The organism is Methylosinus sp. shoA, assembly GCF_059718125.1.
Genome location: NZ_AP046091.1, coordinates 4,463,995 through 4,488,061, shown reverse-complemented (window position 1 = coordinate 4,488,061; position 24,067 = coordinate 4,463,995). Strand labels below are relative to the sequence as shown.

At 66.7% G+C, this 24,067-nt stretch carries 22 protein-coding genes; 8 read left to right on the top strand and 14 right to left on the bottom strand.

The genetic code is table 11. The features are described 5' to 3' along the window. Positions 1-14: 14 nt before the first annotated feature. From AC6IW9_RS21125 to msrP, 7 genes are all read right to left on the bottom strand, one after another. Entirely contained in the window at positions 15-3,107 is a 3,093-nt protein-coding gene (locus AC6IW9_RS21125) for an efflux RND transporter permease subunit (protein WP_497767008.1), read from the bottom strand. Between the two features lie 107 nt (positions 3,108-3,214). Next, positions 3,215-4,261 (bottom strand): efflux RND transporter periplasmic adaptor subunit, encoded by a 1,047-nt coding sequence (locus AC6IW9_RS21120; protein ID WP_497767005.1) that lies wholly within the window; start codon positions 4,259-4,261, stop codon positions 3,215-3,217. Positions 4,262-4,266: 5 nt separating this feature from the next. Beyond that, on the bottom strand, positions 4,267-4,896 hold the full coding sequence (locus AC6IW9_RS21115; RefSeq protein ID WP_497767002.1) for an OmpA family protein: 630 nt from the start codon (positions 4,894-4,896) through the stop codon (positions 4,267-4,269). Between the two features lie 192 nt (positions 4,897-5,088). Next, the gene (locus AC6IW9_RS21110; RefSeq protein WP_497767000.1) at positions 5,089-9,177 is read right to left on the bottom strand and encodes a Pls/PosA family non-ribosomal peptide synthetase; all 4,089 of its coding nucleotides are present in this window, start codon (positions 9,175-9,177) and stop codon (positions 5,089-5,091) included. 97 nt (positions 9,178-9,274) lie between these two features. Continuing rightward, complete coding sequence (locus AC6IW9_RS21105; protein WP_497766996.1) at positions 9,275-9,544, bottom strand: hypothetical protein; 270 nt, start codon at positions 9,542-9,544, stop codon at positions 9,275-9,277. A gap of 277 nt (positions 9,545-9,821) precedes the next feature. Continuing rightward, positions 9,822-10,427, bottom strand: a complete 606-nt coding sequence (gene msrQ, locus AC6IW9_RS21100; RefSeq protein WP_497766993.1) for a protein-methionine-sulfoxide reductase heme-binding subunit MsrQ — start codon at positions 10,425-10,427, stop codon at positions 9,822-9,824. Next, positions 10,427-11,368, bottom strand: a complete 942-nt coding sequence (gene msrP / locus AC6IW9_RS21095; RefSeq protein WP_497766991.1) for a protein-methionine-sulfoxide reductase catalytic subunit MsrP — start codon at positions 11,366-11,368, stop codon at positions 10,427-10,429. The genes msrQ and msrP overlap by 1 nt, the downstream gene beginning before the upstream one ends. Positions 11,369-11,559: 191 nt before the next feature. On the opposite strand from msrP, the gene AC6IW9_RS21090 reads away from it, so the two are divergent. Next, a complete protein-coding gene (locus AC6IW9_RS21090) occupies positions 11,560-12,549 on the top strand; it encodes an NAD-dependent epimerase/dehydratase family protein (RefSeq protein ID WP_497766988.1) in 990 nt (329 codons plus the stop codon). A gap of 23 nt (positions 12,550-12,572) precedes the next feature. Here AC6IW9_RS21090 and AC6IW9_RS21085 read toward each other — a convergent pair whose 3' ends face one another. Continuing rightward, entirely contained in the window at positions 12,573-12,941 is a 369-nt protein-coding gene (locus AC6IW9_RS21085; protein ID WP_497766985.1) for a VOC family protein, read from the bottom strand. Between the two features lie 21 nt (positions 12,942-12,962). Continuing rightward, the gene (locus AC6IW9_RS21080; protein ID WP_497766982.1) at positions 12,963-13,361 is read right to left on the bottom strand and encodes a carboxymuconolactone decarboxylase family protein; all 399 of its coding nucleotides are present in this window, start codon (positions 13,359-13,361) and stop codon (positions 12,963-12,965) included. 145 nt (positions 13,362-13,506) lie between these two features. On the opposite strand from AC6IW9_RS21080, the gene AC6IW9_RS21075 reads away from it, so the two are divergent. Beyond that, positions 13,507-13,992, top strand: a complete 486-nt coding sequence (locus AC6IW9_RS21075; protein ID WP_497766980.1) for a Dps family protein — start codon at positions 13,507-13,509, stop codon at positions 13,990-13,992. 138 nt (positions 13,993-14,130) lie between these two features. Here the strand turns inward: AC6IW9_RS21075 and lysA are convergent, their stop codons facing one another. From lysA to AC6IW9_RS21055, 4 genes are all read right to left on the bottom strand, one after another. Next, entirely contained in the window at positions 14,131-15,420 is a 1,290-nt protein-coding gene (gene lysA / locus AC6IW9_RS21070) for a diaminopimelate decarboxylase (RefSeq protein ID WP_497766977.1), read from the bottom strand. A 72-nt stretch (positions 15,421-15,492) separates the two neighbouring features. Next, on the bottom strand, positions 15,493-15,768 hold the full coding sequence (lptM, locus tag AC6IW9_RS21065) for an LPS translocon maturation chaperone LptM (RefSeq protein ID WP_497766974.1): 276 nt from the start codon (positions 15,766-15,768) through the stop codon (positions 15,493-15,495). A 64-nt stretch (positions 15,769-15,832) separates the two neighbouring features. Next, positions 15,833-16,231 carry an ArsR/SmtB family transcription factor gene (locus AC6IW9_RS21060; RefSeq protein WP_497766971.1) on the bottom strand — a complete coding sequence of 133 codons (399 nt, stop codon included), beginning with the start codon at positions 16,229-16,231 and terminating at the stop codon, positions 15,833-15,835. After that, entirely contained in the window at positions 16,228-16,881 is a 654-nt protein-coding gene (locus tag AC6IW9_RS21055) for a peroxiredoxin (protein ID WP_497766969.1), read from the bottom strand. The genes AC6IW9_RS21060 and AC6IW9_RS21055 overlap by 4 nt, the downstream gene beginning before the upstream one ends. Before the next feature lie 89 nt (positions 16,882-16,970). Between AC6IW9_RS21055 and AC6IW9_RS21050 the strand changes: the two genes are divergently transcribed. The 4 genes from AC6IW9_RS21050 to AC6IW9_RS21035 all read left to right on the top strand — a co-directional run bounded on the left by AC6IW9_RS21050 (position 16,971) and on the right by AC6IW9_RS21035 (position 20,769). After that, a complete protein-coding gene (locus AC6IW9_RS21050; RefSeq protein ID WP_497766967.1) occupies positions 16,971-17,891 on the top strand; it encodes an MBL fold metallo-hydrolase in 921 nt (306 codons plus the stop codon). A gap of 180 nt (positions 17,892-18,071) precedes the next feature. Continuing rightward, positions 18,072-18,275 carry a YgaP family membrane protein gene (locus AC6IW9_RS21045; RefSeq protein WP_497766964.1) on the top strand — a complete coding sequence of 68 codons (204 nt, stop codon included), beginning with the start codon at positions 18,072-18,074 and terminating at the stop codon, positions 18,273-18,275. 33 nt (positions 18,276-18,308) lie between these two features. Then, positions 18,309-19,973, top strand: coding sequence for a bifunctional protein tyrosine phosphatase family protein/NAD(P)/FAD-dependent oxidoreductase (locus AC6IW9_RS21040; protein WP_497766961.1), 1,665 nt, complete (start codon positions 18,309-18,311; stop codon positions 19,971-19,973). 10 nt (positions 19,974-19,983) lie between these two features. Beyond that, entirely contained in the window at positions 19,984-20,769 is a 786-nt protein-coding gene (locus tag AC6IW9_RS21035) for a sulfite exporter TauE/SafE family protein (protein ID WP_497766958.1), read from the top strand. Between the two features lie 10 nt (positions 20,770-20,779). Here the strand turns inward: AC6IW9_RS21035 and AC6IW9_RS21030 are convergent, their stop codons facing one another. Then, positions 20,780-22,831 carry an acyltransferase family protein gene (locus AC6IW9_RS21030; RefSeq protein ID WP_497766956.1) on the bottom strand — a complete coding sequence of 684 codons (2,052 nt, stop codon included), beginning with the start codon at positions 22,829-22,831 and terminating at the stop codon, positions 20,780-20,782. Positions 22,832-23,125: 294 nt separating this feature from the next. Here AC6IW9_RS21030 and infA point away from each other — a divergent pair, with 294 nt between their 5' ends. Continuing rightward, the gene (gene infA, locus AC6IW9_RS21025) at positions 23,126-23,344 is read left to right on the top strand and encodes a translation initiation factor IF-1 (protein ID WP_497766953.1); all 219 of its coding nucleotides are present in this window, start codon (positions 23,126-23,128) and stop codon (positions 23,342-23,344) included. 28 nt (positions 23,345-23,372) lie between these two features. Further along, complete coding sequence (locus AC6IW9_RS21020) at positions 23,373-24,011, top strand: Maf family nucleotide pyrophosphatase (RefSeq protein WP_497766950.1); 639 nt, start codon at positions 23,373-23,375, stop codon at positions 24,009-24,011. Positions 24,012-24,067: the final 56 nt, after the last annotated feature.

Genomic DNA, 24,067 nt, shown 5'->3' with positions numbered 1-24,067 from the left:
TCAACGGCCGGTCGTCATTCCGAGGGCGTCGCCGACGGGTCGGCGCTCGCGGGCGCAGCGAGCCGCGCCCTCCCAGGGCCGAAATTGCGCAGCTTCTCGCCGAAGGTCGAGACCATCATGAACACCGCCGGCACGAAGATCAGCGACAGCAGCGTCGAGAAGACGAGGCCGCCGATCACCGCGATCGCCATCGGCGAGCGGAACTCGCCGCCGATGCCGAAGGCCAGCGCGCTCGGCGTCATGCCGGCGATCATCGCGATCGTCGTCATCACGATCGGCCGCGCGCGCTTGCGGCCGGCGTCGATGATCGCGAGATCCTTCGGCTCGCCGCGCCAGACCGCCTCCAGCGCGAAATCGACCAGCATGATCGCATTCTTGGTCACGATGCCCATCAGCATCAGAATGCCGATCCACACCGGAACGGTGAGCTGCTTGCCGACCAGCATCAGGCCGAACACGGCGCCGCCGATCGAGAGCGGCAGTGAGAAGAGGATGGTGATCGGCTGCAGGAAGCTGCTGAACAGCAGCACCAGCACCGCATAGACCATCAACAGTCCCGCGCCGAGCACCTGGGCGAAGCCGTCCGACAATTCGTTGAGGCTCTCGGCGTCGCCCGATTCGCCCACCGTCACGCCCGGCGGCAGCGACTTCTTCACCGGCAATTGCTCGATCGCCTCCAGCACGTCTCCGAGCGCCGCGGAGCCGACGAGATCGGCCTCCACCGTCGCCTGGCGATTGCGGTCGTAGCGGGTGATGTTGGTCGGCCCTTGCGTGAACTGCAGATCGGCGACCGCCGAGAGCGGCACGCTTCCCGAAAGGCCCATGGGCACGCGCAGCTGGCCGAGCACATTCTTGTTGGAGCGCGCGCGATCCTCCAATTGCACGCGCACGGGAATGAGCCGGTCGCCGTCGACGAATTTGGCCAGCGCCGGGCCGACGTCGCCGATCGTCGCGACGCGGATCGTCTCGGCCAGCGTCTCGGGCGTCACGCCGAGGCGCGTCGCGAGATCGAGATGCGGACGGATGAGCAACTCGGGACGGTCGAGGGTCGTGTCGGCGATCACATTGTCGATGCCGGGCAGACGGCGCATCTGGCGCGCCAGCTCGTTCGCCACCGTCGCGACCCTGCGCGGCTCGGAGCCGTGCGCGACCAGAGAGATCGCGCGCAGGCCGTTCTCGTCGACGAAATAATAGCGGATGTCGGGAACCTTGCGCAGGCGGCGGCCGATCTCCTGCTCGAGATCGCGCTGGGTGATCTTGCGATCCGACTTCGGCGTGTAGTTGACGATCAGCGTCGCGCGCCGCGCCTCCATCGGCCCGTTGGACACGCGGCCGCCGTCGACGAAGACGTTCTGTACTTCCGGCAACTCGTGAATGACGGCGGCGATGTCCTCGGTCGTCTTCTCCGTGTCGGAAATTTGCGAGCCCGGCGGCAGCTCGACCATCATCACCGAGCGCGAGGAATCCTGCGCGGGCAGGAAGCCCTTGGACAAGAGGCTGATGCTGGTGATGGAGGCGGCGAAGAACAGAAGGCCGACCAGCACGGTCGCCTTGTAATGGCGCACGGAGAAGGCGACCAGCCGCTCATAGGCGCGCAGGATCGCGCCCGGCGGCTTCTCCTCCTCCTGATGCGGCTTCAGCAGATAGGCGGCGAGCATCGGCGTCACGAGACGCGCCGCGAGCAGAGAGAACAGCACCTGCACTGCGACGGTGACGCCGAACTGCTTGAAGAACTGTCCCGCTATGCCCGGCATGAAGCTCGCCGGCGCGAAGATCGCGACGATGGTGAGGCTGATCGCGATCACCGCGAGGCCGATCTCGTCGGCCGCGTCGGAGGCCGCCTGCAACGCCGATTTTCCCATGCGGATATGGCGCACGATATTCTCGATCTCGACGATCGAATCGTCGACCAGAATGCCGGTGCTGAGCGTGATGGCGAGAAAGCTCACCAGATTGAGCGAGAAGCCCAGAAAGTCCATGACCCAGAAGGCCGGGAAGATGGACAGCGGCAGCGAGATGGCGACGATCACCGTCGCGCGCAGGTCGCGCAGGAACAAAAGCACGATGACGACGGCGAGGAAAGCGCCCTCGAACAGAGTGTGGATCGCCGCGTCGTAGTTGCCGCGCGTCACCTCGACCGACGTGTCGATGAGCTTCAGATCATAGTCGGGATATTTCGCGCGCAGCGCCTCGACGCGCTTCTCGACGGCGGAGGCGACGTCGACGTCGCTCGCGCCATTGGCGCGCTTGACGCCGACGGCGACGACCGGCCGCCCGTCGAGACGCGCGAAAGTGCGGCGCTCGGCGATGGTGTCGGTGATCGTGCCGAGATCCTGCAGGCGCACCTCGCCGCCGGTCGGCAGAGCGATCATCAGCCCCGAAAACTCCTCGAGCGTCCTGGCCGAGGCGATGGTGCGAATCGCCTGATCGCGGCCGCCGATCTCGGCGCGGCCGCCGGTGACGGTTACATTGGTGCCGCGCAGGCGCCGGCTCACGTCGAAGGCGGAAAGCCCGAAAGCCTGCAGACGGTCGGCGTCGAGCGAGACGAGAATCTCGCGCGAGACGCCGCCGATGATCTCGATCTGCGCGACGCCCTTCACGTCCTGCAGCGAGCGTTTGACCGTGTTCTCCATGAACCAGGAGAGCTCTTCAGGGCTCTTGCCCGGCGCCGAGGCGGCGTAGGTCACGATCGGCAGGCCGACGACGTCGACGCGCTGGACCAGCGGCTCCTCTATGTTGCGCGGCAGGTTGAAGCGCACGCGCGTCACCGCGTCCTTCACATCGTTGAGCGCCTTGTCGGTGTTGGTCTCGAGCCGGAAGATGATGGTCGTCACCGACAATCCGTCGGTGATGGAGGAGGAGATGTGGCGCACGCCCTCGACGCCGGAGACGCCGTCCTCGATCGTCTTCGTCACCTGCGCCTCGATCTCGGCGGGCGCCGCGCCGAATTGCGAGACGACGACCGAGATCATCGGAATGTCGGCGTTGGGCAGGCGGGTGATCGGCAGCTGCAGAAAGCTCGTCCAGCCGAGAAACAGGAGAATGATGGAGAAGACGATCGACGGCAGCGGCCGCTTGATGGCCAGCGCGGAGACATTGAAGGACATCGGCTAGGCGCCCCTATCTGCGAAACATTCGGTCTCGGGTCCGAGACACGGAACGGACGGGCCGCTCGCGAGAGGCCGCCGTGGGACGCGGCTTCGGGGCGGCGTGACTATTTGCCCGCTCCCTCGATCAGAACCGCATTGACGCGGTCACCGGCGTGCAGAGCGGCGCCCGTATGCGCGACGATCTCCTCGCCGACCGCGAGCCCCTCGCGAATGCGGACCTTGCCGCCGTCGGAAAGCCCGACGCGCACGGGGCGCACTTGCACCGAGGCTCCGCTCACCAGCTGCACCGACGCCTCGCCATTGCGATAGCTGACGGCCGAAGTGGGAACGACGACGCCGCAGTCGCGCGCCGTCTCGACGACGGCGCTGGCGAATTGTCCCGGACGGATGGCCGAGGCCGGCTCGATCGAGAGCCGCGCGCGGCCGAGCTGGGTCGCGGGATCGACCTCGCTCGCCGGCGACTGCACGACGCCCTTGGCCAGGACGCCCTCGTCGCTCGTCACCTTGGCGACGGCGCCCTTGCGGATCTGGCCGACATAGAGGCTCGGAATGTCGACGACGAGATCGACGTTGGAGCCGGCCGAAATGACAAAAGGCGGGTCGGGTGGAGCGCCTTGCGCCGCCATTGCGGTCGCCGCCGCCGCCTGCGGCGCGCCGGAAATGTCGCCGACGCGGATATTGACCCGCACGATCATGCCGGCGATCGGCGCGCGCACGACCGTCGAGCCGAGCCCCCCGGCCGAAGCGGCGGCCGGCGCGGCGGCGCCTCGCGCCGCCGCGGGAGGAGGGGCTGCGGCGGCCGCCTCGGCTCCTTCGCGCACGGCGCGCAGCAGCTCCTGGCCCGCTGCGACACGATCGCCCTCGCCGACCAGAATTTCAGTGACGCGATAGCCGGGCGGCACATTGGCCCCGGTCTCCTCGCGCGCAATGGCGAAGCCGGTCACCCGCGCGTCGACTTTGACGCAGGCCTCCTTCGCGCGCACGGTGGCGACCGTCACCTGGCCGACGCTCTTGGCGGCGGGAGGCGTCGGCTCGGCGGCGGCGCCCATCGCCACGAGACCCGACAACGCCGCGAGCGCGCAGCGTTTCCGCGCGCGCTCGCTCGTTCGCTCGCGGCGCAGATTTCGCCGCACGAGGCCCGATCTCTTCATCCGGATCAATTTTCCGCCGCCTTGAAGGCCATGATGTTCACGACCTGAACGCGCCGATTCTCCGAGGCGTACGGGTTGCTCGCATTCTTGAGATGCGTCTGGCCATAGCCGACCGTGACGAGACGCTCCGGCGCGACGCCATATTCGGTGACGAGCGCCCGCTTCACGGAGTCCGCGCGCCGCTCCGACAGTTTCTGATTGGACTTGGCCGAGCCGCGGGCGTCGGTGTGGCCCATGATCAGGAAGGTGCTGTTCCTGAAGTCCGAGCTGGCGAGCGCCTCGCCGAGCTTGGCGACGATCTCGCGATCCTTGCCGCGCAGCTCGGCCGAATTGAGCCCGAAGCGCATCTCGAAATCGACGTCCCGGCGCGTCGCCACGATGGCGTCGAGCTTGGACACTTCCGAGATCGACAGCGAACGCGTGCGCCCGCGCAGTCCGTTGACGAACTGCTCCTCGGCGATATGCTCCGGCGTGACCGACGGACCCGTGGTCAATCCGCGCGTCACCGGCTGCGAGAGCGCCTTGACGATGGCCGCGGCGCTCAGCTCCTGCGCCGTGGCGAGACCCTGGACGGAAAATATGATGGCGGCCGCCAACATCGCGCTGCGGCCGAGGCGCGGCTCCGATTTCGACATGAAACCCTCCCCAATGCGCATATGGTTTCGACGAGTATCTTCGAGCTCGCCTCGAAGATCAACCAAGGCGAGAGATTTCGGCTCCGCGAGCCTATCGCCTTTGTCGCTGCGCACAGTAGCAGGGTTCCGGGGGGGCCGAATGTGCGCTCGCGCACATCGCGCGCTTCCGGGCGAGCGCGCAGGGCTTTTTGGTCAGGCGGCCTTCGCCTGTCGCAGGGCGGGAGCCTGCCCGTTCCGCGCCGGCTCGGCCGGGGCGCCCACCCATTCGGAATGGGCCGGGATCGTCTCGCCCTTCATCACCACGGTGAGCGGCCCGAGCCGGGCGAATTCGCCCACATGCGTGTCGTAGAGCACCGTGGAGCCGGCGCCCACCGTCACGCCGCGGCCGACCTCGACGCGCCCCACCTTCATCACCCGGTCCTCGTAGAGATGCGTCTGCAGCGCCGCCACCATGTTGAGGGCGGCGTAATCGCCGACGCGGACGCAATCGAATTCGGTGATGTCGGTCATGTCCATGAAGACGCCTTTGCCGAGCTTCGAGCCGAACAGCCGCAGGACCCAGGGGAGGAAGGGCGTGCCGCGCAGATGCTCGAGCAGGATCTTGCCGGCGAGGCCCCAATAGAGCACGGCGCAGGCCTCCGTGCGCATGGCCCAGAAGGACCACATGGGCTTCACCTGCGGCTCGTAGCGGCCCATGGTGAGCCATTTCACCGCGACGACGACCAGCGTCATGCCGAGCGAGATCAGCGTCGAGCAGAGGACGAACATCCAGAACACCGTCCCATATTCGCCGTCGATCAGCTTCTGTCCGAAGCTCTCGACCGCCCAGGTGCCGAAAGTGATGAACAGCATGGTCGGCAGGGAGACGTTGACCGCCTCATAGGCGGCGCGGGCGGCCTTCTTCCAGAAGGGCGGCTGGTAGGTCCATGCGGAGCCGCCGCCGTCGAAGGTCTGGCGCACCGGGAGTTTGATCGGCGGCGAGCCGAACCAGGTGTCGCCCTCGGACAACTCGCTGTTGGCCGGCGGCTTCGATTTGATGCCGATCAGAGCGCCGTTCGGAATTTCCGAGCCGGGCGGAACCACGGCGTCATTGCCGATGAAGACGCGGGAGCCGGTCTTCACCTTCTTCAAATACATCCAGCCGCGGCGCATGTCCTCGTCGCCGAGCACCACCTCGTCGGCGATGAAGCATTTCTCGCCGATCTCGACGAGGTCGTAGCGGCCGGAGAGATTGGTGGAGATTTCCGAATCCTTGCCGATCTTCGCGCCCATCATCCGATACCAGCTGCGCATGTAGAGCGTCGCGAAGAGCGAGGACAGCGTCTCGAGGGTGACCTCGGTCGCGAGCCCGACCGCCCATTTGCGCAAATAGAATCCGGACCAGACGGAATAGGTCCCCTCGCAGACGCGCGGCAGCACGGTCCAGCGGAAGGCGACGATGAAGGCGACGGTGATGAGCACCAGCACGAAGGCGGTCGGCCAGGCGAACAGAGGAATGGCGGCGAGATAATAGGCGTGCTCGCCGTCGGCGAGGCCGAGCCCGGCGTCGAACTTGTCGAACACCCAGAAGGCGGGGAAGATCGGCAGCAGGCCGAGCGGCGGCAGGGCGAGCGCGACCATGCCGAACAATATGCTCATGACGACGCGCCGGGGCGCCGCGACGGCAGACGGCGGATCGAGCGTCTCGACGTCGACCCGCCCCTTGTAGCGAGCCGGCGAGCCGTCCCAGATCTCACGGGCGCCGATGCGCGCGCCCGAGGGGGCCGAGCTCAGATCCTCGAGCGCCGCCCCGTCCTCGAGGACGACATTCTCCTCTATGACGCAGGAGGTTCCGACATAGGCGTCGGCGCCGATGTCGATCGTTCCGATGACGAGCTCGTTCCCGACGACGCGGGCGTTGGCGAGCTTCAGCTTGCCGCCGAGGCTCGCCCCGTCGCCGATGGTCACGAGATCGATTGCGCCGAACTCCACCTCGCCGATGAGCGCGTCCTCGCCGATCTCAGCGCCGAGCGCGCGCAGATAGAGGCGCATCAAGGGAGAGGCCTGGAACCATTTGGCGTGGGTGAGGCCGATGAGCCGCTGCGAGAGCCACCATCGGTAGTAATAGACGCCCCACAGCGGATAGCGCCCCGGTTTCGTGCGGCCGATCGTCAGCCATTTGCCGAGGATCGACACCGCTACGGTGGCGATGTTGACGCACATATAGACGCCGAGCAGGGCGATCGCCTCCTCCACTATGTTCGCGTCCGCCGAGGTGAGCAGCATGTAGGAGACGAAGACGCCGAGCCATTGCGCGGTGACGAAGGCGAGGATGAAGGGCAGCGCCGCCGCCTGGGCGAGGCCGCACAGGAAACGCCGCAGCAGCGGCGGCGGCGTGAAGGAGAGATCGCGTGGCGCGGCCGAGACCGCCGCCGCGCCGTCGAGATGGCGCGCGAGCGTGCGGAGCGTGCGCTGCGCATAGAGATCCTGCAGCGTGATCGAGGAGAGCCGTTCGGTCTCGCGCACCACGGAGACGAAACGCGCGGCGAGTAGAGAGTGGCCGCCGAGATCGGTGAAGAAATCGGCGTCGAAGGGAATGGCGCCCGGCGGCAGCACACGTCGCGCGGCGTCGAGGAGCTTGGCCTCGGTCTCGCCGCGCGGCTCCTCCTGCGCTTCGGCGTCGAGGAGCGGGGCGGTCAGCGGCGCGCGCTTCAGCGCCTTGCGGTCGACCTTGCCGGAGGCGAGCGTCGGCAGCGACGTGACCACCTCGAAACGCGCCGGGACCATATAAGAGGGCAGGAACTCGCGGAGCTTCGCGCGCAGCTCGCGCGGATCGGGCACGACCGCCGCCGCGCCGACGAGGAAGGCGACGAGCTCGTCGAGTCCGTCCTGGCTGCGCAGCACCACCGCCGCCTGGCGGATATGGGCGAGCGCGGACAGCGCCGCCTCGATCTCGCCGAGCTCCACCCGGAAACCGCGAATCTTGACTTGATCGTCGATACGGCCGCGAAAGGCGAGATTGCCGTTCTCGTCCAGCACGACCGCGTCGCCGGAGCGATAGAGGATCGGATCGGAGCCGTCGTCGGAAAAGGGATTGGCGATGAATTTTTCCGCCGTCAGCTCTTCGCGCTTCAGATAGCCGCGTGCGACGCCGGGCCCGCCGATCAGTAGCTCGCCCTCGACGCCATGCGGCAGCAGCTCGAGATTCTCGCCGACGACATAGCAGCTGTAGTTCGGGATCGGCTTGCCGATCGTCACCGTCTCGTTCGGCCACACCTCCGAGACGGTCGCGACGACGGTCGCCTCGGTCGGGCCGTAGCTGTTGAAGATGGTGCGGCCCGCGCGCGCCCAGCGCTCGGCGACGGATGGGGGGCAGGCTTCGCCGCCGAGCACGATCTTGCGCAGCGTCTTCACGTCGCGCGGCAGGGCGGCGAGCAGCGTCGGCACCGTATCGAGCACGGTGACGCCCGCCTCCTCGAGAAGATCGGGAAGCGCCTCCGTCTCGCCCATGATCTGCGGCGTCGCCACGAACAGCGAGGCGCCGGCGAGATAGGGAATCCAGATCTCCTCCATCGAGAGGTCGAAAGCGACCGAGGCGCCCTGGAACACGACGTCGGCCGATGAGATGCCGTAGATCTCGTTGGCCGAGCGCAGATAATGGCAGATGTTGCGCTGGGTGACGACGATGCCCTTGGGCGTGCCGGTCGAGCCCGAGGTGTAGATCAGATAGGCCGGATCCTCCGCGCCCGCGCCCGCGAGGCGCGGGTCGGGCGCCGGGTCGTCCCCGCGTGAGGCGACCTCCGCATCGACCAGAATCTCGACGCCGACCGCGCCCGCGGCTTTGATGGCGAAGAGAGGCGAGGCGAGGAGTCCGACGGCGTCGGCGTCGGCGAGGCAGACGGCGATGCGCTCGACCGGCGCGTCGGCGTCGAAAGGCAGCCAGGCGGCGCCGGTCTTGGCGATGGCGATCTGGGCGATCAACAGCTCCGGACCGCGCGACATCCACAGGCCGACGATCTGGCCCGGGCCGACCCCGCGCGCGATGAGGCCATGGGCGATGGCGTTCGCCTGCGCGTCGACCTCCCGATAAGTGAAGCGCCGCTCCAGGGTCGACATCGCCAGCGCATGGGGGCTGGCGGCGACGCGGGCGGCGAAAATCTCGCAGAGCAGCTCGTCGCGCAGCAGATGCGGCATGGCGGCGCCGCGCAGCACGGCGCGTCGCCCGGCGAGGCCGGGCTCGGCGTGCGGCTCGCCCGCCGCGAGCGGCGAGGCTTGCCGGAAATACGGGTTCAACTCATTCATTTGCATCATATTTCCGCGCACGGCTCGTCCCGCTGCTCACGGCGTGGCGGCCGGGAATGGTCATATCCCGCATCCGCTGAACGCGGGATGAATCCATCTATGGGGAGGATCTTGTTGCCGGGAAGGCCGACCCCCGGCGCGACCGGGCTTTTTGCGCGCCCATCGTGTCGAAGCGGTTACAAATCCAGATCGCCTCGATGTCCGATCTTCCCCGTTTCGCCTTCTCGAAGACGCTCGGGCCGGTCCTGGGAAGATGCGGCTTTTGGCCGCCGGACAGCTCCTCGACAGCGAGGAGTTGGATGTTCCGGAATTTGCCATGCAGAAGAGGACTCTCGTAGAAGCCGGCGGCGGTCGCGTCGCGGCGCATGATGGTCGTCGGATCCTCGAGGGCGAGGAAGACGCCGATCTTTGCGCGGTCGCGCTCGACCGTGGCGATGAGGTCGACATTTGCCGCCGCCTTTCACCGAGACCACGGCCTTTTCCGTGATCTTTCCGTCCGGCTTGAAATAGAGGTAGCCGTCGACTCCGCCATCCTCCCCCTCGAGGTTTCAAGGGCTGCGCCTCGACCATGCGCGGCGAAGGGCGACTCTTTAATAACTCCGCGAATAACTCCGCGCCGAGGCCGTAGCCGCGTCTCATTGCTCTCAGGCCGAGGCTGCGGCCCGCCGGCTTTTCTCCGGCGCGGGCGCGAGCCTCACGAGCAGCAGCGTCGCCGTCAGCCCCGCATAGATCAGCGGCTCGGCCGGCCAGGACTTCACGATCAGCAGAAAATGCGCCGCCGCGGCGAGGGCCGACAGATAGACCAGCCGGTGGAGCTTGGCCCAGGCCTTTCCGCCCATGCGGCGGATCGCCGCGGCATTGGAGGTGAGCGCGAGCGGGAGCAGACCGGCGAAGCTCGCCATGCCCATCGTCACATAGGGGCGCTTGACGATATCGGCCCAGACGGCCCCCCAGTCGAAGCCGAAGTCGAGCGCGACATAGGCGGCAAGATGAAGAACGGCATAGGAGAAGGCGAGCAGGCCCAGCGCGCGCCGATAGCGCAGCAGATCGACCCCCGCAAAGCGCCGCAGCGGCGTCACCGCGAGGCAGGCGAGCAGGAAGCGCAGCGCCCAGAGGCCGAGCCCTTGCTCCAGAGCCTTGATCGGCTCCGGCCCCAGCCGGTCCTCGAGGCCCTGCCAGAACAGCCAGGCGCCCGGCGCGAGGCCGACGATATAGACGGCGAGCCGCGGGACGGCCGAGCGGGCGCGCATCAGAAGTACCTCCCGAGGTCCATGCCGGCGTAGAGGCCGGCGACCTCGTCGGCATAGCCGTTGAACATCAGCGTCGGCCGCCGCTTGGCGAACAGCCCGCCCTCGCCGATGCGGCGCTCGGTCGCCTGGCTCCAGCGCGGATGGTCGACCTGCGGGTTCACATTGGAATAAAAGCCGTATTCGCGCGGGTTCTGCTTGTTCCAGGAGGTTTTGGGCTCGGTCTCGGTGAGCTGGATTCGCACGATCGACTTCGCTCCCTTGAATCCATATTTCCAGGGGACGACCAGCCGCAATGGCGCGCCGTTCTGATTGAGCAGGGTTTCCCCATAGAGGCCGACCGCGAGAAGGGCGAGCGGGTGCAGGGCCTCGTCGAGCCGCAGCCCCTCGACATAGGGCCAGGGCAGGAGCTGGAGCAGACCCTTCTGGCCCGGCATCTCCTCCGGCCGCACCAGAGATTCGAAGGCCACATATTTCGCGGAGCCGAGCGGCTCGGCGCGGGCGAGAACGGAGGCGAGCGGCACGCCGAGCCAGGGGATGACCATCGACCAGCCCTCGACGCAGCGCATGCGATAGACCCGCTCCTCGAGCTCGGACGGGCGGATCAGATCCTCCAGCCGGTATTTCGCCGGCTTCGCCACCAGGCCGCCGATCTCGACCGTCCAAGGCGAGGTCGTGAGCGATTCGGCGCGCGCGGCGGGATCGCTCTTGCTCCCCCCGAATTCATAGAAATTATTGTAGGAAACGACATCGGCGCGCGGCGTCGGCCTCTCGTCCGTCGAGAAGGGGCTCTTCGCGCCCGCGAGCGGCGCCGCGGCGGAGGGGCCGAGCAGAGTTCCGAGGCCGAGGCCGGCGGCGCCCGCGAGAAATGCGCGCCGGCGCAGATAGGTCGAGCGCGGCGTGATCTCGGAAGCGGGAATCTTCGGCGAACGGGCGATCAGCATAGCGGAAGCCTCGTCTTCGGGAACCTGCGACGAGCGCCGGGCGGCGCTCGCTCTGCCGAATTCGCGTCGCGAAGGGCGATTGTCGCCGCCGGCGCCCGCCCGAACCGGCGCAGCCTCCCCGAGTTGACAGCCCCCGCCTTTTCCGCGACAGCGAACGCGAGGCCGCCGCGCCTCGCGATCGGATCGGGCTCATGCGTTTCTTCGTGACCGGCACTGCCGGCTTCATCGGTTTTCATCTCGCGCGGCGCCTGCTCGAGCTCGGCCATCGGGTCGCGGGCTATGACGGCATGACGAGCTATTACGACGTGCGGCTGAAAGAGGCGCGCCACGCGATCCTGAGGCGCAGCGAGCATTTTCACGCTTCGGTCGCGCAGCTCGAGGACATGAAGAGTCTGACGCGCGCGGCCGAAGCCGCCGAGCCGGACATCATCGTCCATCTCGCCGCGCAAGCGGGCGTACGCTACAGCATCGAGGATCCGCGCGCCTATGTCGATTCCAATATCGTGGGCTCCTTCGACATTCTGGAGCTCGCGCGCATCGCGAAGCCGCGTCATCTGCTGATGGCTTCGACGAGCTCCGTCTATGGCGCGAACGCGCATGTGCCTTTCCTCGAGAGCGAGCGCGCCGACCATCCGCTGTCGCTCTATGCGGCGACGAAGAAGGCCAATGAGGCGATGGCGCATTCCTATGCGCATCTCTGGTCGATCCCGACGACCCTGTTTCGCTTCTTCACCATCTACGGGCCCTGGGGCAGGCCGGACATGGCGCCCCATAAATTCGTCGAGGCGATCGAGAAGGGCAAGCCGATCGACGTCTATAATCACGGAGACATGGAGCGGGACTTCACTTATGTCGACGACCTCGTGGAGGCGATCGTGCGGCTCGTCGACTGCGTACCGCGCATCGACGCCGACGATCCCTCCGTGTCGCCGGCCGCGCCCTGGCGCGTCGTCAACATCGGGCGCGGAGAGCCGATCAATCTGATGGATTTCATCGCGGCGATCGAGCGCGCGACGGGCAAGACGGCGATCCGCAACTATCTCGACATGCAGCAAGGCGACATGCGGCGGACCTATGCCGATTCGGCGCTGCTCGAGCGGCTGACGGGCTATCGCCCGCAGACCTCCGTCGCGGAGGGCGTCGCGGCGCTGGTCGAATGGCATCGAAGCTATTACGGGTGACGAGACTGTTCCAGCCGCCGGCCTCATGCGCCGCCGCCGCCGCCGCACTGGCCAAAGGATAGCTGATAGCCGTTGTCGTCCAGCAGACCGAATTCGCGCAGGCCGTATTCCATAGTTTCGATCGGGTAGACGACGCGGGCGCGGTCTTTCAGACGTTCCCAGAGCTCGTCGACATTGTCGACGTCGAGATAGACCGCCCCGGTAAAGCGCGGTCCCGACCAGGCTTCATGCGCATTGGGCAGAGCGAGCATGATGTCGGCTTCGCCCGACCTCACCCGGGCGAAGCCTTCCGACCGAACCACGCATGTGAAGCCGAGCTGCTCGACATAAAAGCTCACCGATCGAGAAATATCCACGGTCGTGAGCGCGATCGACACCATCCGGATCGTCATGCTTAGTCTCCCCGGATGTCTTCAGCGAACGTCATAGGCGTCGTCGATCGGCACGCCGAGAGCGGTCACCAGCCGATTGGTTTCCGACGCCATGCCGATGATCGCCAGCAGTTCCCGATATTCGTCCTCGGTCATGCCTTTGGCGCGCGCGCTCGCCGTATGCGAATGGATGCAATAGGGACAGCCATGGGCGACCGAGACGGCGATATAGATCATCTCCTTGACCTTCGGGTCCAGGACGCCCGGACCCATCACCTCCTTCAGGCTCTCCCATGTGCGCCTCAGCGTGGGCGGATCATGCGCGAGCGCGCGCCAGAAATTATTGACGAAATCGCTCTTTCGCGTCGCGCGAATGTCCGCGAAGACGGCGCTCGCCTCCTCCGAGAGCTCGTCGTCGCGCAATAGTCCGACAGTCGACATGTCGTATCTCCCTCCCATTCGGCGGAAAACTTTCGGAAAGCTCTGCGACCTCTTCCAATTCCTCGGCGCCGCGCCCACATCGAGCAGACGCTCGGCCGTCGCGGCCAAGGCGCGCGACGCGTCCGAAAATTGCGGAGGCAATCACATGGGGCAGAATTCAACTCCGATCGATATCGGCATTCCTGTAGAGACGCGGGCGAGGATCGCCGACGGCCTGTCGTGCTTCCTCGCCGACTCCTACACACTGTACCTGATGACGCATAATTTCCACTGGAACGTGACCGGTCCGATGTTCAATACGCTGCATCTGATGTTCATGCAGCAATACACCGAGCAATGGGCCGCGCTCGACCTCATCGCCGAGCGCATCCGCTCGCTGGGCTTTCCGGCGCCCGGCTCCTATCGGGCCTATGCGAAGCTCTCCTCCATCGAGGAGGTCGACGGCGCGCCCAAGGCGCTGGAGATGGTCCGCCTGCTCGTCGGCGCCCAGGAGGCCGCCGCCCGTACGGCGCGCGGTCTCTTTCCGCTGATCGAGGAAGCCAATGATCAGCCGACCGCCGATCTGCTGACGCAGCGGCTCAATGTCCATGAGAAGACCGCCTGGATGCTGCGCAGCCTCCTCGAGGACTGATCCGGCGGGCCGTCATTGGAGGAGCGAAGCGACGAAGCAATCCAGAGGCCGCCCGACGACTCTGGATCGCTTCGCCTCGCTCGCGACGACGATGGAGCGACGGCGGTTCGATCGTCGCGGCGCGGCCTCGAGGCTCGCTCACGGCCCCTTCGACGGATCGCGCAGCCAACGGGGAACCGAATCGAGCGCGATCAGATCTTCGACGCTCTGCCGCTCGCGCACGATCGCCCAGCGCGCGCCGTCGACCAGAACTTCCGGAACCAGCGGGCGCGTATTATAGGTTCCCGCCTGCACGGCGCCATAGGCGCCGGCCGTGAGGACGGCGAGCAGATCGCCCGGCGCGGGTTCCGGAATGGCGCGGCCGAGCGCGATGTAATCGCCCGTCTCGCAGACCGGGCCCACGATGTCGGCGAGGATTTCGCGTCCATGCGGCGCGGGCTGCGCCACGGGGATGATCTCGTGCCAGGCGTCATAGAGCGTCGGACGCACCAGATCGTTCATGCCCGCGTCCACGATGACGAAGGTCTTGGCCTCGCCCTGCTTCACATAGAGGACGCGCGTCACGAGCACGCCGGAATTGCCGACGACGAGCCGCCCCGGCTCGAACACGAGCTTGCAGCCGAGCGCCCCCATATGGCGGCGCACGATCTCGGCGTAGCGGTCGGGATGATAGGACGCCGGGTCCTCGCCCGCGTGATAGGGAATGCCGAGTCCGCCGCCGAGATCGACATGGGAGATCGCATGTCCGTCGGCGCGCAGGGCGACGACGAGCTCGGCGAGCAGTAAGAAGGCTTCGTCGAAGGGACGCAGATCGGTGATCTGCGAGCCGATATGCATGTCGACGCCGACGACCTCGAGGCCGGGCAGGCGCGCCGCCTGCGCATAGATGTCGCGCGCGCGCGACAATGGCGCGCCGAATTTGTTCTCGGCGAGCCCAGTGGAAATCTTGGCGTGGGTCTTGGCGTCGACGTCCGGATTGACGCGCAGGGAAATGCGCGCGCGAGCGCCCTTCACGGCGGCGATCTGCGAGATCGCCGCGAGCTCGGGCTCCGATTCGACATTGAAGCAGAAAATGTCTTCGTCGATGGCGAGCGCAATCTCCTGCGCCGTCTTGCCGACGCCGGAGAAAGTGATCTTCCCGCCAGGGACGCCGGCGGCGCGGGCGCGGCGCAACTCGCCGCCCGAGACGACGTCCATGCCGGCGCCGAGGCCGGCGAGCAGAGTGAGGACGGCCTGGTTGGAATTGGCCTTCACCGCATAGCAGACGAGCGCGTCCAGCCCCGCGAAAGCGGCGGAAAAGACGGTGAAATGCCGCCGAATCGTCGCCGCGGAGTAGCAATAGAAAGGCGAGCCGACCGTCTCGGCGATCTCGGGCAGCGCCACGTCCTCGGCGTGGAGGACGCCGGCGCGATAGTCGAAATGATGCATCGATGGATCCTACCCGCCTGCGCCGAACGCCGGGAGGCGGCCTTTGTGCTTCCGATAGACCGACGCGCGTCCCTAGTCGAGCAGCGGATCGAGGATGAAGGGATAGCGCTCGGGCGGCCGGAAGCCGGTCGTGCCGGGGATATACTCCACCGCCTTCACGTCTTCCGCCACCGGCTTCTCGGATCCTTCGGGCGTGACCGTGGTCTTCTGCACAACCGCCTCCCTCGGCCGCGCCGCAACCTCCGGCGGAAGGTCGAGCGCGCCGCGCCGCCCGCAGCCGGAGAGGCCGGCGAGCGCGAGCGCGAGAATCAGCGCCGCCCTGCTGCGCGGCCGAGCGAGATGAAGCATGGACGAGCGTCCTTCGGATGCGATTTGCGCGGCACTATAGACGAAAGCGGGGAGATGACGAGCGTCACGGAATGATCTCGGCGAAGCCCGCGGCGCCGGCGTGGCTGTGCGCCTCCCTCTGCGGGCTCGGGCTCCGCAGCGCCTCGGCCAATGCGCCCTCGGGATCGGCCCCCTCGAATATGGCCTCGACGCAGCGGACGCAGAGCGCGACGCGCGCATCCGCCAGCTTGTAATAGACCTGCTTGGCCGCGCGCCGCGTCTCGACCAGAGCGGCGCGGCGCAGCTCGGCGAGCTGCTGGCTCAGCGCAGGCTGGACGATCGTGGTCGCCGCCTCGATCTCGCCGACCGTGCGCTCGCCGGCGAGCAGAAAGGAGAGAATCATCAGCCGCTGCGGCTGAGCGTAGATTTTCAGCCGTTCGGCCGCCTCGTTGGCGCGCTCGCGGGACTGGTGGATCGCGGTCATTTGTCTTTGCAGGTCCGGTAGAACCAATCATCGGGCGCGCCTGGCGCGAGCGCTTCGGCGACGCCGGTCGCGGGCGGCAGCAGCAGATCGCCGCCGGGCGTCCACCCCTCCGGCGTCATCACCTCGCCCGAAGCGGTCCTCTGCAAAGCCGTCGCCAATCGCGCCATCTCCTCGACCGAGCGTCCGACGGTGAGCGGATACCAGGTCAGCGCCCGCACGATCCCGAGCGGGTCGATGTAATAAGTGGCTCGCATCGCCGAAGAATCCTGGGCGGTTTCGTCCAGCATCCCATAGGCGCGGCCGATCGCCATGGACGGGTCCTCGACGATCGGAAACGGCACGACCACGCCGAAGATGTCGCGGATCGCCCGCACCCAGGCGAGATGCGAATAGAGGCTGTCGACCGACAGGCCGAGAAGGGCGCAGCCGATCGCCTCGAAGCGCGGCGCGGCGCGGGCGAGGGCGACGAATTCGCTGGTGCAGACCGGGGTGAAATCCGCCGGATGCGAGAAAAAAATCAGCCAGCGGCCGCGGAACTGGTCGAGTCGCACCTCGCCCTTGGTCGAGCGCGCGCGGAAGACCGGCGCGGCATCGCCGATGCGCAACCCCCCGCAGCCCCCCGCCGGAGCTGGAATCGGTTCTTTTTCCATGGGTTCTCTGTGCCCCCTTTCGGCGCTTGACACAACCTCTTATACGATTACATAATTAATGTAATAATGAATATTAAGAGGATTCGCCAATGACCGACGCAGCGCTGCGGCGCGCCACCGAGCAGGTCCTCGCCGCCGGGACGCGACCTTCGATCCAGGTCGTCACCTTCTTCGACGAGCCGACCTTTACCGCTACGCATGTCGCCTTCGACCCCGCGACGCGTCGCGGCGCCATTGTCGACAGCGTCCTGAATTTCGACGCCGCCTCCGGCCGCACCTCCACCAAGGGCGCGGATGAGGTCATCGATTACGTAAATCATGAAAGATTGAAAATCGACTGGCTGCTCGAGACCCACGCCCATGCCGATCACCTCTCCGCCGCGCCCTATCTCCAGCAGAAGCTCGGCGGAAAACTCGCCATCGGCCGCGAGATCGCCATCGTCCAGAACGTCTTCGGCAAGCTGTTCAACTTCGGAACCGAGTTCGCCCGTGACGGCTCGCAGTTCGACCGGCTGTTCGGCGACGGCGACACATTCGCGGTCGGCGAAATTCCGGCGATCGCGCTGCATGCGCCCGGCCACACGCCGGCCGACGTCGCCTTCGTGATCGGCGACGTCGCCTTCATCGGCGACACTCTGTTCATGCCGGACTATGGCACGGCGCGCGCCGATTTCCCCGGCGGCGACGCCCGCGCGCTCTATCGCTCCATCCGACGCCTGCTGTCGCTGCCGGCCGATACGCGCCTCTTCCTCTGCCACGACTACAAGGCGCCCGGCCGCGATCATTTCCTCTGGGAGACGACGGTCGGCGACGAGCGGACGAAGAATGTCCATGTCCATGACGGGATCGAGGAAGACGCCTTCGTCTCGATGCGAACCGCGCGCGACAAGACGCTCGACCTGCCGCATCTGATCCTGCCCTCGGTGCAGGTGAATGTGCGCGGCGGACGGCTGCCGCCGGCCGAGGACAACGGAACCCGCTACCTGAAGCTGCCTCTGGACGTGTTCTGACGCCGCTCGCGCCGTTCGTCTTGCGGCTTTCGCGATCTGTTCGGCGCATTCGATCCGACCTGCGCTCGCCGATCTCGCCCTCGCCCCGTCCCGCGCCCTTCGTCGCCGCAATGACGCTCGGAATGTTTCTGCAACGCATTCGCAGTCGCCGAAACCTCGTCCAACGGAAAGAGTGACATCATGTCCAAGAATGTCGGAATGGTCGATCGCCTCCTTCGACTGCTCGTCGTCGCCGCCATCGCCGTCGCCTATGGGCTCGGCCATCTGAGCGGAACGATCGCCATCGTGCTCGGCGCCGTCGCGCTCGCCACGCTTCTCACCAGTCTCTTCTCCTTCTGTCCCGCCTATGGGCTGCTGGGCGTCTCCACCTGCGCGCGTCGCTGACGCATCGCCGCGATCCGAGAAGGTGACATCATCATGAGCTTCGTCGCTCTCACTCCCGATTTTTCCATTTCGCCGCAACTCTCGCAGGACGATGTCGCTCGCGCCGCGCGCGACGGATTTCGACTGATCGTCGATTGTCGGCCCGACAATGAGGAGCAAGGCCAGCCGAGCTTCGCCGATGTCGCCGGCTGGGCCGCCGCGCATGGCCTCGCGGCGGCGCATGTTCCGGTGACGATGGCCGATCTCGACGATGACGCGATCGAAAAATTCGACGCAGCGCTGGCGAAGGCGGATGGAAGAGTTCTCGGCTATTGCAAGTCGGGCCGCCGTGCGAGCGCGCTCTGGGCGCTCTCCCGAGCGAAGACGTCCGGCGCCTCTGCGGCGAAAGGCGCCGGCGTGGATATCGAGCCGCCGAAGACGGGCATCCTCGCGCGCGGCGATCGTGGGCGCAAAGACTATGACGTCGTGATCGTCGGCGGCGGCAGCGGCGGCATAGCGGCGGCTGCGAGCCTGCTGAAGCGCCGTTCTTCGCTCTCGATCGCGATCGTCGAGCCGGCGGACGTGCATTATTATCAACCCGGCTTCACGCTCGTCGGCGCCGGCGTGTTCTCGCCGGAGACGACGAAGCGGCCGATGGCCTCTGTGATTCCGGACGAGGCCGAATGGATCAGGCAGGCCGTCGCCGAATTCGCGCCGGAGTCGAACGAGGTCGTTCTCGACGACGGCTCGCGCCTGCGCTATCGCGCGCTCGTCGCTTCGCCGGGTCTCGAGCTCGATTGGGACGCGATCCCGGGCCTCGTGGAGACGCTCGGCGAGAATGGCGTCACCTCCAATTACCGCGCCGATCTCGCGCCCTACACGCATCGGCTGGCGAGTTCGCTGCGCAAGGGCCGCGCGCTGTTCACGCAGCCGCCCCTGCCGATCAAATGCGCCGGCGCGCCGCAGAAGGCCATGTATCTCTCCTGCGATGCGTGGCGCCGCGCGGGCGTGCTGAAAGAAATGGAGGTCGAGTTCCACAACGCCGGCGCGATCCTCTTCGGCGTGCCCGCCTATGTGCCGGCGCTGATGGCATATGTGGAGCGCTACGGCATTCATCTGTGCTTCGAATCGAAGCTCGTCGCCGTCGACGGCGCTTCGAATGCCGCGACCTTCGAGGAAAAGGACGTCGGCGGAAATATCGTTCGCGTCGAGCGCGAATTCGCCATGCTGCACGCCGTGCCGCCGCAGAAAGCGCCCCATTTCGTCGCGACGAGTCCGCTCGCCGGCGAGACGGGATTCATCGCCGTCGATCCCCAGACCTTGCGCCACACGCGCTACGGAAACGTTTTCGCGCTCGGCGACGCAATCGCCACGACCAATGCGAAAACCGCGGCGGCGGCGCGCAAGCAGGCGCCGGTGGTCGCCGTCAACGTGCTGTCGGTTCTCGACGAGAAGCAGCCGCATGTCGGCTATGACGGCTATGGCTCCTGCCCGCTCACCGTGGAGCGCGGCAAGATCGTGCTCGCCGAGTTCGGCTATGGCGGCAAGCTGCTGCCGAGCTTTCCGAAATGGCTGATCGACGGGACGAGGCCGTCGCGCGTCGCGTGGTTCCTCAAGGAGCGGCTGCTGCCGCCGATCTATTGGAACATGATGCTCGAGGGCCAGGAATGGCTGTGCGAGCCGCATATGATCGAGATATCCGCGCAACCCGCCGAATGACGAGGGAAGCGTGGCCCTGGAGCTCGTCCAATATGTGATCGCCGCCGCCTGCGGCGTCGGCGTCGGCTTCACGCTGGGCCTCATCGGCGGCGGCGGCTCGGTGCTGGCGGCGCCGCTGCTCGTCTATGTGGTCGGCGTCGAGGATCCGCACGTCGCGATCGGGACGAGCGCCTTCGCGGTCGCCGTCAACGCCGCTTTCAGCCTGTTCAATCACGCGCGCGCCGGCTCGGTGAAATGGCGCTGCGGCGGCATATATGCGGCGGCGGGAACTGTCGGCGCGGCGGTCGGCTCGACGCTCGGCAAGAGCTTCAATGGCCAAAAACTCTTGTTGCTCTTCGCCTTCGTGATGATCATGACCGGCGTGCTGATGCTGCGCGGCCGCGGCAGATCGGGGGACGCCGCGGTCGAATGCACGTTCGATCGCGCGCCGAAGGTCGGCGCCTATGGCTTCGTGACCGGCCTGTTCTCGGGCTTCTTCGGCATCGGCGGCGGCGTCTTGGTCGTGCCGGGCCTCGTCGGCTCCACCGGAATGCCGCTGATCAACGCCGTCGGCACGTCGCTCGTCGCCGTCGCCGTCTTCGGCCTGACGACGGCCTTCAATTATTCCGTTTCGGATCTCGTCGATTGGCTGCTCGCGGCGGTGCTCATCGGCAGCGGCGCCGTTGGAACAATGTTCGGCGTCGCCGCGGCGCGACGCCTGTCGAAGAAGACGGGACGGCTCACCATCGCCTTCGCCATCGTCGTCTTCGCCGTCGCGGCCTATATGCTGGCAAAATCGCGGTTCCCCTTCGGCTGACGTTCGTCCTTCATCGCGAAGCGTCGCTTTCGCGGGCATCGGCGACGGTCGGCCGGGGAAATCCGAAGCGCGCGAGCGCCTCGGCGATCGGCGGCAGCATCACGTGATTGGCGAAGCCGGAAACGTGATCGCTGTCGAGATAGAGCGGCTTGCCGTCCAGATAGGCCGAGCATTCTTCGGGGCCGCAGAGGAAGGGCAGCGGATCGAAGATTTCGATCCGCGGGAATTCGGCCTTCAGCGTCGCGAGCATCTCCATCACCGGCCGGCGATGCTCCTCCTCCTCGGCACGCGGCCGGCGATCGCCTTCGGCGCAGACCGGATTGTTCCGGTCGAACCAGTCGACGCATCTGAAGAGCGCGGTCTTGTACATCGGCTTCGGCGCTTCGACCAGAATATGAACGCCGGGCTTGTCGAGCGCGCGCAAAATCGCGCGTGCGTCTTCGAGCGCGTTCGCCTCGCGCATGCGGCTCGAAAGATCCGGCGTCAGCGGCTCGAGCTGGTCGACATAGCTGTTTCTGTATCGGATCGTGCGCAGCCCGGGCAGGAAGATCGCGTCTCCCGGCGCGATCTCGGCGGCGATCTCGGCGGTCCAGCGCCGCAGACGCTGGACGCATTCCGTGGAGACGGGAAGCGTATGGAGCATGGCGCAGCCGGGGAAATAGCGCACCGAAACGCGCGTTCCCGTACGCAATGCATAGAGCTGGGCGAATGTCCGATAGGCCCAGACGTGGCTGTCCCCCGCCATATGGAGCGTCCGCGCGCCCGTCTGCCCGCATCCGACGCGGGTCATGCGTTCGGCGATCTCCTCTCCGTCGACCTGTCTTTCGACCTGTCTCTCGGTCGTCACCGTGCACGCCCCTTCCGAGGTGATCGGATTGAGATGCGGAAGCCAGTCCGGCGCATTGTGCACCACGACGCTCGCCGACAGCTGCGGCGCCAGCGCACGCAGCAGAGTAATGCCGCCCCAGGTCGCGACCAGCGCCGCGAGCGACACGGCGATGGCGCGCCTCTGGGAACGCAGCCACGGCCCGTAGCGATAAGGTTTCTCGATGAATTCATAGGAGGCGAGCGCCGCGGCGACGCTCACGGCGAGGGCCGCGGCCTTCAATACGGGCGTCTGTATGCCGATCGTCCATTTGAACAGGACGATGATGGGCCAGTGCCAGAGATAGAGCGAATAGGAGAGCGCGCCGAGCCACATGGCGGGACCACAGACGAGCGTCTTGCCGATGAGGCTCGTCGGCCGGCGGGCATGGAGCGCGCCGATGAGGCAGAGCGCTCCCAGAACCGGAGCCAGCGCGCCCGGCGTCGGGAAGGTTTCCGCCTTCGAGAAGAAGAAGGCGAAGGCCAGCAGCGCGGTCCCCGCCAGGGTGAGCGGCGTCAGTTCCCTGCCGGCGTCGGCGTCGGGCTCGAAGAGACCTCTCTTCGCCAGCATTCGATAGGCGAGGACGCCCGCGCCGATCTCCCAGAAGCGCGCGAGGCTGGAGTAGAACCCGGCGTCGAAGGTCCCTTTGCGCCAGTCGAAGCCGGAGGCGAGCGACAAGAGGACGAGAGCGAGCAGCAGGCGCGAGGCGTCGGCGCGCCATCGCATCAGGAAGAAAAGCGCCGGGAAGATCAGATAGAACTGTTCCTCCACGCCGAGCGACCACGTGTGGGTGAAGGCGTTGAAGGCGCCGTCCGTCCCGAAATAGTCGGTTCCCCGGCCGAGCACGATGTTCGAAAAGCCGAAGCAGGCGGCAGTCGCGACCTCGCGCATATTGCTGCCGAAGATCATGTTCGGAATGAACAGGACCGCCAGGAAGAAGGTCGTCAGCAGCATGACGGCCAGGGCGGGGACGATGCGCCGAAAGCGGCGCGCGTAGAAGAACTGGAGGAACTCGCGAACGCTCGCGAAGCTGTATTTGTGCAAGGACCCCGAGACGATGAAACCGGATATCACGAAGAAGGCGTCCACGCCGGCATAGCCGCTCGGCATCGTCTGCGGCGCGAGGTGGAAAGCGACGACGGCGACGATCGAAACGGCGCGCAATCCGGCGATGTAGCGATATTCTTCCTTTTTCACGCGGAAGGGCCTTCCTTTTCTCTTCACGACGCCATGGCGCGCGTCGAAGGCGCCCTGCGGCTCTCCTTATACCGACAGCAGGGGCGTGGCGAGAGTGCGGCCGCGCGCGCCGGCGGCCGGATTCCGTCCCGGCGAATTCGCGCCCCGGTTCACAAGTCATCCGTTCTCGGCTAGGGTCCGGCGCGGATTTGCGCGTCCCGATTCCGATCCCATATTCGAGCTGCGCCCGCGATCAGCGGGCCTTTCGCTATGGAGGGCCGCGCGACGCGCGCGAGCCCGGCAAGAAGGAACCACATGGCCAAGGAAGAACTGCTGGAATTTCCCGGAATCGTCACCGAGCTGCTGCCGAGCGCGACGTTTCGGGTCAAGCTCGAGAACGATCACGAGATCATCGCCCATACCGCCGGCAAGATGCGCAAGAATCGCATCCGTGTGCTCACCGGCGACAAGGTGCTGGTCGCGATGACGCCCTATGATCTGACCAAAGGGCGGATCACCTATCGTTTCAAATGATTGCCACAAGGGCGCGGAGCCGTTCGCCGTGACGTCCCCTCAGACCGCCGCGCGGCCGCTTCTGGCCCTCGCTTCCGCCTCGCCGCGGCGGCTCGCGCTTCTGCAGCAGATCGGCCTCGACGCCGACGCCTTGCTGCCGACCGCCATAGACGAGACTCCGCAGCGCAACGAGCTGCCGCGCAGCCTCGCGCAGCGTCTTTCCGGCGAGAAGGCCGCCGCCGCCGTCAAACTGATCGCTTACCGCCCAGAGCTCGAAGGGTGCTATATATTGGCCGCCGACACCGTGGTCGCCGTCGGCCGCCGCATCCTGCCCAAATGCGAGGATGTGGAGCAGGCCGAGGACTGTCTGCGGCTGCTCTCCGGCCGCCAGCACCGGGTGTTCACCGGGGTCACCCTGCTCACGCCGCGCCGCGCCGAGCGCCGCCGCCTCGTCGAGACGAGGCTGCGCTTCAAGCGCTTGTCCTCGACCGAGATCGACGCCTATCTCGCCTCCGGCGAATGGCGCGGCAAGGCGGGCGGCTACGCCATTCAGGGCCTCGCCGGCGCTTTCGCCGTGCGGCTCATCGGCTCCTATTCGGCCGTGGTCGGCCTGCCGCTCTATGAAACCGCAGCCCTGCTGGGGGGCGAAGGCTATCCGGTGCTGACGCCCTGGTTCGAGCGGGCGTGAGAGCGGGGCCGAACGCGCGATTCACGAAACCGGTGGATATTTCCGTTTCGACGAGT